This is a genomic window from Xanthomonas sp. NCPPB 3582 (assembly GCF_041475735.2).
In the GTDB taxonomy this organism is placed as follows: Bacteria; Pseudomonadota; Gammaproteobacteria; order Xanthomonadales; family Xanthomonadaceae; genus Xanthomonas; species Xanthomonas codiaei.
Window position 1 is genome coordinate 606,891 of sequence record NZ_CM192968.1, and the last position, 12,064, is coordinate 618,954.

At 63.6% G+C, this 12,064-nt stretch carries 8 protein-coding genes, 2 pseudogenes and 1 CRISPR repeat array (1 of these 11 running past the window's edge); all 10 genes and pseudogenes read right to left on the reverse strand.

Annotation, left to right across the window (positions count from 1 at the left end):
- Positions 1–1,140: a CRISPR direct-repeat array (repeat unit 31 nt; unit sequence GTTTCAATCCACGCGCCCGTGAGGGCGCGAC) (it extends 2,232 nt beyond the left edge of the window).
- A 186-nt stretch (positions 1,141–1,326) separates the two neighbouring features.
- The gene (gene cas2 / locus ACCQ05_RS02535) at positions 1,327–1,617 is read right to left on the reverse strand and encodes a CRISPR-associated endonuclease Cas2 (protein ID WP_228964421.1); all 291 of its coding nucleotides are present in this window, start codon (positions 1,615–1,617) and stop codon (positions 1,327–1,329) included.
- A 15-nt stretch (positions 1,618–1,632) separates the two neighbouring features.
- A complete protein-coding gene (gene cas1c / locus ACCQ05_RS02540) occupies positions 1,633–2,667 on the reverse strand; it encodes a type I-C CRISPR-associated endonuclease Cas1c (protein ID WP_228964422.1) in 1,035 nt (344 codons plus the stop codon).
- A 2-nt stretch (positions 2,668–2,669) separates the two neighbouring features.
- Positions 2,670–3,302: a CRISPR-associated protein Cas4 gene (gene cas4 / locus ACCQ05_RS02545; protein ID WP_228964423.1), complete on the reverse strand. Its 633-nt coding sequence runs from the start codon at positions 3,300–3,302 to the stop codon at positions 2,670–2,672.
- Positions 3,303–3,321: 19 nt separating this feature from the next.
- Positions 3,322–4,188 carry a type I-C CRISPR-associated protein Cas7/Csd2 gene (gene cas7c, locus ACCQ05_RS02550; protein ID WP_228964424.1) on the reverse strand — a complete coding sequence of 289 codons (867 nt, stop codon included), beginning with the start codon at positions 4,186–4,188 and terminating at the stop codon, positions 3,322–3,324.
- Positions 4,185–5,597, reverse strand: a pseudogene (gene cas8c, locus ACCQ05_RS02555) (type I-C CRISPR-associated protein Cas8c/Csd1); the annotation flags it as partial. The gene cas7c and the pseudogene cas8c, both read right to left, overlap by 4 nt.
- Before the next feature lie 6 nt (positions 5,598–5,603).
- Positions 5,604–6,410, reverse strand: a complete 807-nt coding sequence (locus tag ACCQ05_RS02560; protein ID WP_372360436.1) for an IS5 family transposase — start codon at positions 6,408–6,410, stop codon at positions 5,604–5,606.
- Positions 6,411–6,453: 43 nt separating this feature from the next.
- A pseudogene (locus ACCQ05_RS02565) lies at positions 6,454–6,921 on the reverse strand (type I-C CRISPR-associated protein Cas8c/Csd1); the annotation flags it as partial.
- Positions 6,918–7,592, reverse strand: coding sequence for a type I-C CRISPR-associated protein Cas5c (gene cas5c, locus ACCQ05_RS02570; RefSeq protein ID WP_267475873.1), 675 nt, complete (start codon positions 7,590–7,592; stop codon positions 6,918–6,920). The gene cas5c and the pseudogene ACCQ05_RS02565, both read right to left, overlap by 4 nt.
- Before the next feature lie 85 nt (positions 7,593–7,677).
- Positions 7,678–9,972: a CRISPR-associated endonuclease Cas3'' gene (locus ACCQ05_RS02575; RefSeq protein ID WP_372392829.1), complete on the reverse strand. Its 2,295-nt coding sequence runs from the start codon at positions 9,970–9,972 to the stop codon at positions 7,678–7,680.
- A 199-nt stretch (positions 9,973–10,171) separates the two neighbouring features.
- Positions 10,172–11,902 (reverse strand): SWIM zinc finger family protein, encoded by a 1,731-nt coding sequence (locus ACCQ05_RS02580; RefSeq protein WP_228964426.1) that lies wholly within the window; start codon positions 11,900–11,902, stop codon positions 10,172–10,174.
- Between the last annotated feature and the right edge of the window lie 162 nt (positions 11,903–12,064).

Below are 12,064 nucleotides of genomic sequence, written 5' to 3' on the forward strand. Positions count from 1 at the left end.
TCAATCCACGCGCCCGTGAGGGCGCGACTTGTTATTCGGCCGCGACTTGCGCCGCCGCCCTGGTGTTTCAATCCACGCGCCCGTGAGGGCGCGACATCCGATCGCTGCAATGCCAGCGTGTACGTCTTCGCGTTTCAATCCACGCGCCCGTGAGGGCGCGACCAGGTACAACTAAGACAAACGTAAGTAACCATGTGTTTCAATCCACGCGCCCGTGAGGGCGCGACGCAAGTCCGCCGTAAAACATCACGCCGGCAATGGGTTTCAATCCACGCGCCCGTGAGGGCGCGACGTGCGATCGCTTTGCGTGCCAGCTCGTGGGCGCGTTTCAATCCACGCGCCCGTGAGGGCGCGACGTGGGTGCGCCTTCGTGATCGGGATGGCATGCGTGTTTCAATCCACGCGCCCGTGAGGGCGCGACCAGCTGGTCACCCACGACCTCGGCGGTGACGGCCAGTTTCAATCCACGCGCCCGTGAGGGCGCGACAGCGCTCGGCCCGGAATTTATTGGGCTTGCTCCAGTTTCAATCCACGCGCCCGTGAGGGCGCGACTGCAGCATGGAGGAGATCGAGGCAGCAACCGGTTTGTTTCAATCCACGCGCCCGTGAGGGCGCGACGCCCTCGGCGTGACGGTGTAGACGGTGCTGGTGTTGTTTCAATCCACGCGCCCGTGAGGGCGCGACGTTGGCATCCAGCCCGTGCCGGCGCTGGTATTCACGTTTCAATCCACGCGCCCGTGAGGGCGCGACATCGGCCTGCTCCAACGCTCGGCCGGCAACAGCCTGTTTCAATCCACGCGCCCGTGAGGGCGCGACCCGTCGTCGTTTGCCTGGTCGGCAAGCGAGATCAGTTTCAATCCACGCGCCCGTGAGGGCGCGACCCACCCGCGACGCCGACTTCGCGGGCGATCCCGAGTTTCAATCCACGCGCCCGTGAGGGCGCGACGCCACCGAACCGCATAGCCACCGAGGATCACCATGTTTCAATCCACGCGCCCGTGAGGGCGCGACCATCCCGACCGTCAGCACGCGACGGATGATGTAGGTTTCAATCCACGCGCCCGTGAGGGCGCGACACGAACGAACCGCGACAACGGAACTCATGATCTGTTTCAATCCACGCGCCCGTGAGGGCGCGACTTGGCTAGCATAAGTGCTTGCCGACATTGCTGAAATGTCGGCAATCCCGCGAGCCTGTTGAAAAGACGCAAAAAAAGCGGCAGCGCAAACCTACAAGTCCGCTAGACATTCTTTTTTTGATTGATAATCAATGGCTTGCGCGTGGTGCGAACCTGCTGGGTGTCTGCAGGCAGCTTGGGGTTCGCGTCAGAAGATCAGTGGGCCTTTCAGGTCCAGACTGGGCTTTGCCCCAACGTGCTCGATGCGCGTTTCCCATTTCGCGCCAAGGTGGTAGAAGCGCAAGCTATCCAGCGCAGGATCGATCAGATCACACAGGCGCTGGCGCAATTGCGTCCACTGCGCTGGTTCCAGTTCTATTTCGAATACGGAAAACTGCACGCGTTGACCGAGGTCGCGGCAAGCCTTGGCGACCTTGCGCAGGCGCTTCTCGCCGCCGGGCGAGCTTGTACTGACGTCGTAACTGACCAAGATCATCATGGCGACAAAGTCGTCTCATTTCCAGAAGAATGCGGGGTAGCCATCCAGATCCCCACGCAGATACCTCGCCAGCAGCTGTGCCTGTACGAACGGCAACAGGCCGATGTCGACCTTCTCTCCCAGGAATGCATGCTGGATCTGTTCGCGTTTGCGCTCTTGGTAGGCGATCAGTACGACCTTGCGTGCATCGTCTTTAAGAAGAACCGCACCATTGTCGAAGACCTGGAAGTCGCGCTCGTTCAATTGTCGGCGATTGATCAGCGACAATGCCAGGCGCTCGCCGATTAGGGGCCTGAATTCCTCCGCCAAGTCCAGAGCCAGGCTTGGACGTCCTGGTCGGTCGCGATGAAGAAACCCGACTGCTGGGTCCAGACCAACCGTCTCAAGGGCAGAGCGGCAATCGTGGGTCAGTAAAGTGTAGAGAAACGAGAGCAGGGCGTTGAAGGCATCGCGCGGCGGGCGACGATTGCGTCCGCCAAAGCGTAGGAGGGGAGCTTCGCTGCGGACGAGCTGGCCGAACACGCCGAAATAGGACTGTGCGGCTTCACCCTCCAGGCCGCGCAACACCTCCACGCTGGTTTCGCTGAGCAACCGATGTGGAATGCGCTTGAGCCGTTTGAGGGCGTGCTGAAAAGCGGGAATGTCGGTGAGGCGGTCGCTGTGATCGCGCCAACCGCGCGCCAGTACCGCGCGCTGGTTGTAGATCTTGCCCGCCAGCAGGTGACGGACAATGGCCGCGCAACGCGGGGGATCGTCGCTGCACCTGTATTGCTCGCGACGTAACAGGACGTTGCCCGAGACCGGCCCCTCGACTCGCGCAAGAAAGCGTCCTTGCGAAGTCAGGTAGCACATGCTGATGCCTTGTTCGGCACAGAAACCCAGTAACTGAGGCGAGAGGGCGACGCGTCCGATGCAGACGATGCTCTCCAGCATATGAACGGGTAAACGGGTGCGTTCCTGCCGATCCACCTCGAGGACGATGTTGGCACCGTCCTTGCGTAACCAGCTGCCGTCGGTTGTGACATAAAGCGTGTTGAGCTGTCGGCGCATCGTCAGTCCTCCTCGACCTTGAGTTGCCGACGCAGCCAGTCCTCGACGTTGCTACGCCCGAGCAGTCGTGGCTGGCACAGGTCGATCAATGAGCACGCATCACAGCGTTTGGCGTCGTATCGCGCACTGGGAGTCATGCCACCGGACAGCAGTACGCGGGTGTCGGTGATGGTGCGATGGGTCAGCTCGCGAAGTGCCGCATCGAAGATGACATCCTTGCGGCGGCGTGTCTGCCCGTAGAACAGCGCGCCTGCCGGCACCGAGCGGCCGAGCATGTTTTCCAGGCACAATCCCTGTGCGCACAACTGCACTTCGTCTGCTCGGTGTGCCTTTGGTCGCCCCCGCTTGTACTCCACCGGAAACGCGAACTCTCCCGCGGAGTCGTGATGAAATTCGACCACATCGGCCTTGCCGGTGATACCCAGTTCCAACGCCAGGAGCGGCATCGCGGTGACCGTGCGGACTCCGTGTCTGCGCTGCGACTGCGGTGCATCCGCGCGCTCGTGCAGCAACCTGCCTTCTGCGGTCTGCCTGTTCTCTGCCCATTGCCGCTCCACATGGATCAGGGCGCATTGACGCGGGCAGTACAAGTAGTGCTGCAGGGCAGAGAGCGGGATCAGGTCTTCGTCGTCCATGGCCCCGCTCTCCTGATCGTCAGAATACTACTGTCACGCTGACGCCGGCAGGAAGCGTGCGGTCGATCACCACCCGGTAATCGGAAAAGCTGCGTGCCGGTCCCTGGTCCGCATCGTCAACGCGCTCGACCTTGACCTTGTCGAAGAGCACATGCGCCGGTGCGTTGCCCATGGGGTGTTCGTGTTCGAATACGATCAGTTTGCGTGCGGACATCTCGCCGCGTGCGGCGGAGCGGTCGTGCTCGAACAGATTGGTCAACGCGCGCCACAGCAGTTGCAGGTCTTCCTGGGAGAAACCGGTGCGCTCGGCCAGCTTGGCCGAGACGAAGCCGTGGGCGCGGTACAGGCCGTAGGGCAGGATGTGCTTGCGGCCCATGGTGCGCTCCTTCTCCAGGTCCTTCTCGTTGGTTACCGCCACGCGGGTAATCGACACTTCCAGTGGCAACACCGGTTCGACCGAGGTGGCGAAGGCCAGTTGCACCGGGCCACGTACCTGGCCGGTATTGACCTCGGTGGTCATCACCGCGCCGAAGGTGCGTACGTCGAAGAAGTTCTTACACATCCATGCGGTCAATTCGCGCGCCTTGTCGCCGTCCTTGGGCAGCTTTTTGGCTTCATGCTCGATGCCAAGCGCGGTGTAGGCCTGCTTGTGCTGGTTATTCAGTACCGATTTCTCCTGCATGTAGATCGTGTAACCCGGCGCGTTGTCTTTCTCCAGCGCTACGTAGTTGCGGATCTTGCGCTTGAGCGCCACGTCGGTGACCAGGCCGCGGTTGGTTTCCGGGTCCAGCCGCGGCAGGTTGCCGGCGTCGGGGTCGCCATTGGGGTTACCGTTGGTTACGTCGAAGAGATAGACGAATTCATAGCGGTGGGTGATGGCGCTCATGCGGGTTCTCCTTCGGAAGCGGTGTCGGGGGCGTCCTGGCCGTTGTTGCGGGCGAAGCGCGCCTGGGTCTGGTGGTAGTAGCCGATGGCGAAACGGCCTTGCTCATGGATGGGCAGGCTGCGCGGGAAACTGGCGGGAAGCGCGTCGATGATCTGGCCGACTTCTTTTTCCAGGTTCACCGCCAGGCCGGCCTTGTCCTTGCGCAGCTTGCCGAAGTGGTTCTGCGCACTGCGCAACAGCACCGGGAAGATGCTGGCCGGGGTCGCAGAGGCGGCGCCGTAGTAACGGTCGCGGATGGTGGCGTTGACATGCCCGCCCAATGCGGCGCGTTGCAGGTTTTCCAGCGATGAGAACAGCCGGCCCAGCAGGTAGCCGGGGTCGGTATTACCGGTATCGAGACTCACGGGGGGTTCTCCGTTGGTGGATGACAGTCCTTGTTGCGTGTCCAGACGTGCCTCGCGTGCCAGTACGGCCCGGCACAAGGCCACGCGCAGCGGGCTGACCTGTCCATCGGCGCGGAAGCGCATGACGATGCCGCCGAGCAGGCTGCGCGGATAGCGGGTGCCGGCGAGGATGGCGCGGGTGAGTTCGCCGGCCAGCAGCGGCGAGACGTCCTCGGCCTTGGGCTTACCGTGCTCGCCGTAGATCGGGGCGCTCTGCAGGGCGAGGAATGCCGGGGTGGGCGGGCGCTTCCAGGCCGATGGCTGCAGGGTGAGATCACGATAGTGGTCAGCCAGGCGCCGAGCGAAGCCGGCCAGCGTCTGGGTTTCCCAGAAGCGGATCGACAGGCGCGAGGCGTTGGGCGCCAGGCCCAGGACGAAGATGTGAGCGTCGTCATCCAGCGTGGCATCCATCTCTTGCAGTGGCCGCATCTGCCGCACCTGCTCCAGCGCCAGTTGCAGGCGCTGGGTGGCCTGGCCGTCGACAATGCCAGGGTCTTCTGTTTCACCACCGCGCAGGAAATCGGCGACCAGATCTTCCGCGCCCTCTGCCTGCGCGGTCGTCTTGGCCTGCGCCCAGAACACCACCGTGCTGTCGCCAATCTGCAGCCGCTGCCGGTTGCGCGGGTCGCGACGCAGCAAGTGGTTGAGCGCAGTGGTGTAGGCGAAGGTGGCTTGTTCGGAGATTGGCGCGTTGGCGCCGCTATTGTTTTCTTTCTTTGTGGATCTGATTCTTTGCAATGAACCACGATATGAAATATAGGCATCGTCGTTGAAGGAAACGATGGACATTCCTGCAGGCTGTCCACCGTTGATGCCCTTGATCGCCGGATGCAGTCGCGCCAGCGGTGCACGTTCGCCGCTGACCAGGCAGATGCCGGGCGCGCCGTCGGCGCCTTGGCCTTGCAGTCGCTCCCATGCCGCGCGCGCTGCGGCGCGGCGGTGCAGATAGTCGGTGTCGCCGTCTAGAGCGTGTTATGAACTTTGAAATAGAGACGCGGCATTTCCAAGCATGAGGATGGAGAAGACGACGAAGTGGAGTCCGGCCAGGGTTTCCGGTAGGCGTTCGTAATCACGGGCCAGGCGTCGGAACCGATTGACCCAACCGAAACTGCGCTCTACGACCCAGCGGCGCGGTAGCAATACAAAGCCTTTCTTGGCCTCCGGCAGTTTGACGACGTGCAGCTCGATGCCTTCCTCCAGCGCAGCTTCGGCCGGCCCTTCGCCGGTGTAGCCTTGATCGACGAACGCCAGTTTCACCGTCTCGCCGGTGACATACTGAACTTCCTGCGCCAGCGATCGCACCTGGGCGCGTTCCTGCTCGTTGGCTGGGGTGACCTGCACTGCCAGCAGGTGGCCGAGCGTGTCCACCGCCATGTGCACCTTGCTGCCCTTCTTGCGCTTGTAGCCGTCGTAGCCGGCACGTGGTCCGCTTTCGCATGTGGACTGCACCGTTCGGCCATCCAGGATCACAGCACTGGGCTGCCCCTGCTTGCCTTGCGCCACTCGCAAGATCGAACGCAAGTCGTTGACCATGGCCTCAAAGCAGCCGGCCTGCAACCACCGTTGGGTTTGCTGGTAGACCGCCTCCCACGGCGGAAACTCGTGGGGAATCAAGCGCCAGGGCGCTCCAGCACGCGCCATCCAGCGCAACGCGTTGAACATCAAGCGCAGGTCATACTTGCGCTGCGGTGCCTGTGGATCCATCAGCGTCAAGTAGGGTGCAGCGAAGGCCCATTCTTCATCGGAAACGTCGGTCGGATAAGGGCGTGGCGGCTTCATCCGCTTACGATAGCCGCGAAAGCCTCAAGTTCATAACACGCTCTAGGCGGAACACCAGGTTGGCATCCAGCAGTGCTTCGCTGTGCCGGGCGAACTGCGGGTGATCGGAAAATTGCGCGGGCGACCACGTGTCGAGGAACGCCAGAAGCGCCCGCAGGCCAGGGTCGTCGCTGCCTGCCAACGCGCTTCGGTGCAGTGCCTGGAACGCTGCATGTTCCTGCTCGCAGCGTTTGCTGCTGGCGCTGACGCCGAGCGCATAGCTCGTCTTGTCCCAAAGGAAATTGGACTTGACCGCGACGGTGCGCTTTTCCGGCTGCGGCACGCTCAGTATCTTGGCGATTCGCTTCTTGCCGTTATAGACATTCTCATCCTCCACGGCCACGACGCTGCCGTCGGTGGCCAGCACGATGACGTAGCCGATTTTCTCCTGGCTGTAGCCGGGTGCGGCGATGCCCGAGGCGGGATCGTCCAGCAGCCGCTGGTAGTAGTCGGCAAGTGCGGACAGGATCATGCGCGCCCCCCGCCGTTTTCCGGCGCTGGCACCTCGACCCGGCCATCGACCATATGTGCACGGAAAAAGCGCGGGGTCATGCCGTCCGCGAAGTCGATGTCGTGCAGCATCCAGCCCAGGTCGCGCTCGCCGACCAGCGCCGGGTCGGTGGATGGCATCTGAGCATCGCTTTCAATCAGCGCGAAGCTGGCCGGGAATTCGCGCGTCCCCAGGCACGGCGCCTGGAAGCACTGCCCGCGCCGCGCACGGCGGTTAAAGATATCCAGGTGCTTGCCGACGTTGTCGTCAGCGCCGGCCTTGTCGGTCAACTCGAAGTGTGCAGCGATCACGTAACCCACTTCGCGCAGGAGCGTGGCGGCGCGTTGTTGGCGGTCCTCTTCGACATAACTCACCAGCGTATCGGTGCGCCCGCCCTTGATCGCCTTGCTCACGCTGGCCGCAGACAGCTTGCCGCCCACTTCATTGCGGCGGATCGACTCGAAACGAATCGGCTTGAGCACCTGGATGCTGTCCACCACCCAGCGGATCGCCGGTTTCCAGTGGATCGCCTCCAGGATGCCGCGCGCCGCCGATGGCGTGATGATGTCGTAAGAGACGCGTTCCACCTTCATTTCCGGGCGCGTGAATAGCGCCCGCTCGCCCCAGACATGGAGCTTTACTCCGTAACTCATCCTTGCTTCCCCTATCTGGCGTTACACGGTCTAACCTGCCTGATTGATATCTCAAATGTTGAGATTTGAGTGAGGGTCGCCTAGCTCACTGGACCAGCGCCTCGGTCGCCAGGAACTGCGGGCTGTCGTCCCAGCGCAGCCCAAACCGCGGGTCGTACAGTCTTGGATTGATGAGCCTCACGAACTGTTCACCATAGCGCGCCTGTGCGACTGGGGTGATGGCATTGGCCTGCCACAGCGCGCGGTAGGCCTGCTCGGGCACCTGCACCAGCCACGGCTGCAGGCGACGGGCGGCGCCGGCCACGCCACCTTGTTCCGCGTTTTCGAGCTGGCGCAGGGTGTCGGCGACCTCAGGCACCTCTCTATCGCTGCCTGCGGCATAGGGTGCATACGGTACGATCAGCGGCCGCGTGGTGGTCTGGATCATTTTGAATTTGCGTGCCAGGGTGTCCAATGGCAAACCCCTGATGTCGGCATCGCGCAGCAGGCCGAGCACGTCCTCGCGGTCTAGCCTTCCGTCGCCCAGGCGACGATAGAGCGCAGCGAAATAGTCGGTCACCGCCGTCATCGCCAGCAAGTCGTCGCGGTGGGTGCGCTCGACGCCACGGAAGACCTCGGCAAACAGGTCCATTTCCTTCGGCGGCGCCCAGTCGGGATTGGCCGGCGCGAACACCTGTACTTCGCAGGCATCTACGTGCCGCCGGCCTTCGCGGTTGCAGCGGCCAGCAGCCTGGGCGATGGAATCCAGGCCGGCTTCGGCGCGCAGCACGGCCGGGAAGTCCACGTCCACCCCGGCCTCTATCAGACTGGTGGCGACCAGTCGGCATGGCCGGCCTGCTTTCAGGTCTTCGCGCAGTTCGGCCAGCACCGCGCCGCGGTGGCGCGCGTGCATCAGCGTGGTCAAGTGCCGTGCACCAGGTCGGTCGCCGATCGCATCGAACAGATGCCGGGCGTGGCGGCGATTGTTGACGATGCACAGCACCTGTTCGCGTTGCCGGAGGTGGTCGGTCAGTGCAGCGTCGTCGAGCGTGCCGACGTGGCGCACTTGGACGCGTCGTAGCTGTGCATACAGCGTCGCTGGGTCGTCCACCAGTTCTCGCACATTTTCCAGTCCCCCAGCGAAGCCCTGGTCCAGGCACAGGGTGGGTTGCGTGGCAGTGCACAATATCGGACTGACCCGGTAGTTACGCGCCAGTTCGTCCAGCAGCGCCACGCACGGGCGCAACAATGCGTGCGGCAGGGTCTGTGCTTCGTCCAGAATCACCACGCTGCCGGCGATGTTGTGCAGCTTGCGGCAGCGCGAAGGGCGGTCGGCGAACAGGCTCTCGAAGAACTGCACTGCGGTGGTGACGACGATCGGCGCGTCCCAGTTCTCCATGGCCAATTTACGCTTGTCGATGGACTGCGGCGCCTTGGTCGGATCGTCGAAGAAGGCGCTGTGGTGCTCCAGTACAACGTCGTCGCGCTCCTGTACGCCCAATGCTTGCCGGAATACCTGCACCGTCTGTTCGACGATGCTGGTGAAGGGGATCACATAGATCACCCGGCGCAACCCATGTGCGATGGCATGGTCCAGGGCGAATGCCAGTGAAGCCAGCGTCTTGCCGCCGCCGGTGGGTACGGTGAGCGAGAACAGGCCCGGGCGCATGCCTGCTTTGGCGCGGATATCGCGCAGGATCCGGGCGCGCAAGGGATTGATGCCGCCTTCGGTGGGCAGGTTTGCAAGATGCGCATCCAGACGCTGCCGCAACTGTGCCAGCGCTGGACGCGTACCCGCCGCCTCCGCACGTGAGGGGCGACCTTCGAGGCGACGGTAGAAGTCATCGGTGTCGGTGAAATCGGCATCGACCAGGCAGGAGAAGATCATTCGGGCCAGAACGGTGAGCTGGAACGGCCGGCGCTCCTGGCGTGGGTGGCCGCTGAAGCCTTCCGGCAACCCCAGCCTGTCCGGCAGGGCCAGTTCCCGCCCCCATTCCGACAGCAGCGGGGGTAGTTCCCGCTCGCGGTAGTCTTCGGATAGGCGCTCGTACAGCGAGGGGCGCGATTGCGCTGCGTAGCCAGACCTGCCGTCCGGTAGCCCCGTGTGATGGCCGGCGATTGCGTAGGCGATCAGGGTGCCGAGGGACCCGTAACGCTCGCGTGCAATACAGGCGCCCCAGGTTGCGTGGTCGACACGCGCAGGATCGCCAGCCAGCCGGCGCTGGAACCGATGCGTGTACTTACCCAGATCGTGCAACTGCCCTGCTGCATGGGCAAGTGCCTGGCCTCCAAACGGCGCCGCATATTCAGCGGCGCATTCGCCCACAGCGAGCAGATGCTCGGCCAGCGGTTGCCAGTCGCTGCGATCTGCCTGGCTGGCCGAATGTGCAAAGAACTCCATGACGTTTCTTTCCCTGCGGTTCTCGTGCACATAAGTAGCCTACCGCCAGCGGTTACGGACGCCGGCAAGGCAGCGCGTCCCCGATGTCATCGACATGTTCCGTTGGCGGAGCATGCAGTGCATATACCCATGTATCCAGTTTTTTTCCGCTGTGTTGCGTTTCACCCTTGCCAATCTAGCATTGCCGCCCGTCCCGACCCTAACCCCTCGGAAATGCCTCGTCCAACAACTCCATCAGCATGCGCTTGGGACGGTAGTCCTGGCGAAGGCGTGCAAGTTCGGCGTCGAATGCGGCCTGGCCGTCGCCGCCGAGCTGAAGGCGATACAGGCGCTTGAGCACCGTGAGCAGCTCGATTGCCTGCAGATAACCATGGCGCTTGGTCTGGCCGATGTGGGCATCGATCATGATCCGGCAGATCCGCACCGCGGCGTCCGGATCGCAGGTTTCGGCAAGCGGCAGCAAGTCTTCCCAGGTGCCCAGCGGAAGCGTGGCTGCCGGGTCTGCCGCCAGTGCCATTGCCAGCGCGCGCTGGTTCTGCTGCTCGGCGATCAGCAAGCGGACACGGATGTCGTGTGCCCGCGCATGCACGAAGCGCGGTACCGACGTGGTTTCCAGCGCCTGCAGTGCGCGTTCGCGCCACGGGTCCCATGCGCCCAGCAGCAGCGCGGCCTCTCGTAGTGCCAGGTAGGTGTCTTCCTGAGGGCTGAGCAGGTACGCCTTCCAGCGCAGGTCCAGTGCATCCTCGGGGAACCCTTCGCGCAAATAGGCCGCGGCCAATGCGGACAGCAGGCGATCGTCCTGCGGGGCGCGCTTGACGCCGCGCTCCAGCCAATCCAGTGCCTGGCGCTCGCGTCCGTGCTCGCTGCAGCGTCGCGCCATCTCCAGATGCTCCCAGCCGCTGGTGCAGGTGCGGGCAAACGCCTCCAGCATGGCATCCACGTTGCCGCCGCACCGTGCGGTGTCTTCGAGCAGTTGCGCGGCCAACAGGCGCTTTGTGTGGTCGCTGTCTTCGTGCTGCAGCACTTTCAGCGCCGCATGTTGAAGACGGCCGATGTCTGCCGGGCTCAGCAGAGGGGCGTAGTCCGACAATGGCCGCAGCAGGTCCCATTGGTCGAGCATCCGCAGTGCGAGCAGGCGCTCACACAGGGTGTCGGTGCCAGCCGCCTGTGCGGCCTGCAGATGCGCATGGCCCAGGGCACGCAGGCGCGCACCCAGATCGCCGCGTGAGTCGTCGACGTCTTCGTAAATCGTCAGCAGCCGCGTGAACGCGTACTCGTGCAGATCCAGCGCCGCCACCGGATCGCGCTGCCGCGCCTGTTCCAGCAGCGACGGCAATGCCGCCAGTTGCTTGCTGTAGGCGATGGTGGCGCTCCAGTCCATGAAGCGCTTGCGACCCAGCAGGGTGTAGATCGCCTTGCGCCATTGCTGCAGCGGTGCCACAGCCAATTGCGCCTGGCTCAGCAGGCGCTTGCGCAACTGGATGTCGTTGTCGGCAAGCTCCAGGATCAGCGCCTGCAAGGCTTGCTGTGTCTGTGTAGACAACCACTGCCGTAGCGTCTGCTCGGGCGAGGCGCTGTCCGGGGCGGCGGCAGCGGCAGCGCCGCGCTTACCGCGTTTGGGAGAAGGAGTCGGAGCGGTGGCGGTGGTGCGGGACCAGATGATTGCAACTGCAACCTGATGTTTGCAGAACTCCCCGCACTGACCGATGGGACAATCGCACCGTCCATGCAACGCACCATCGCGCCAGTCCAGCTCCACGGTGTACTCCTCGCTGCCGCTGACCTGCGCGCTGACGCGCATGGATTCCACTGTTTCCAGCGTCACCCGCTCCTGATCGGCGTAGGCCAAGCCGCGTGCGTAATAGGTGGGTGTGGTGATGCGCAGCAGGTAAGCCTGGTCGAGATGGGAGGCAGAGAATACGGTCGCCATGCCGCTAGTGTGCCGAAAATCGACGCGTGCCGAGAACCCGTGGGCGCTGGGGAAAACGGACTTTTGCCAGAACACGGCAGACACGCGACAATCTGCGGCCCGACGCATCGGGGTTATCCCGGTGCAGCCCGATGCCGCCTGCCACCTGTCCTGCCGGACCGT

Coding starts and splice junctions, on each gene's coding strand:
- cas2 (WP_228964421.1), bottom strand. CDS start 1,617: ATGATGATCTTGGTCAGTTACGACGTCAGTACAAGCTCGCCCGGCGGC.
- cas5c (WP_267475873.1), bottom strand. CDS start 7,592: ATGAGTTACGGAGTAAAGCTCCATGTCTGGGGCGAGCGGGCGCTATTC.
- ACCQ05_RS02575 (WP_372392829.1), bottom strand. CDS start 9,972: ATGGAGTTCTTTGCACATTCGGCCAGCCAGGCAGATCGCAGCGACTGG.
- ACCQ05_RS02560 (WP_372360436.1), bottom strand. CDS start 6,410: ATGAAGCCGCCACGCCCTTATCCGACCGACGTTTCCGATGAAGAATGG.
- cas1c (WP_228964422.1), bottom strand. CDS start 2,667: ATGCGCCGACAGCTCAACACGCTTTATGTCACAACCGACGGCAGCTGG.
- cas7c (WP_228964424.1), bottom strand. CDS start 4,188: ATGAGCGCCATCACCCACCGCTATGAATTCGTCTATCTCTTCGACGTA.
- cas4 (WP_228964423.1), bottom strand. CDS start 3,302: ATGGACGACGAAGACCTGATCCCGCTCTCTGCCCTGCAGCACTACTTG.
- ACCQ05_RS02580 (WP_228964426.1), bottom strand. CDS start 11,902: ATGGCGACCGTATTCTCTGCCTCCCATCTCGACCAGGCTTACCTGCTG.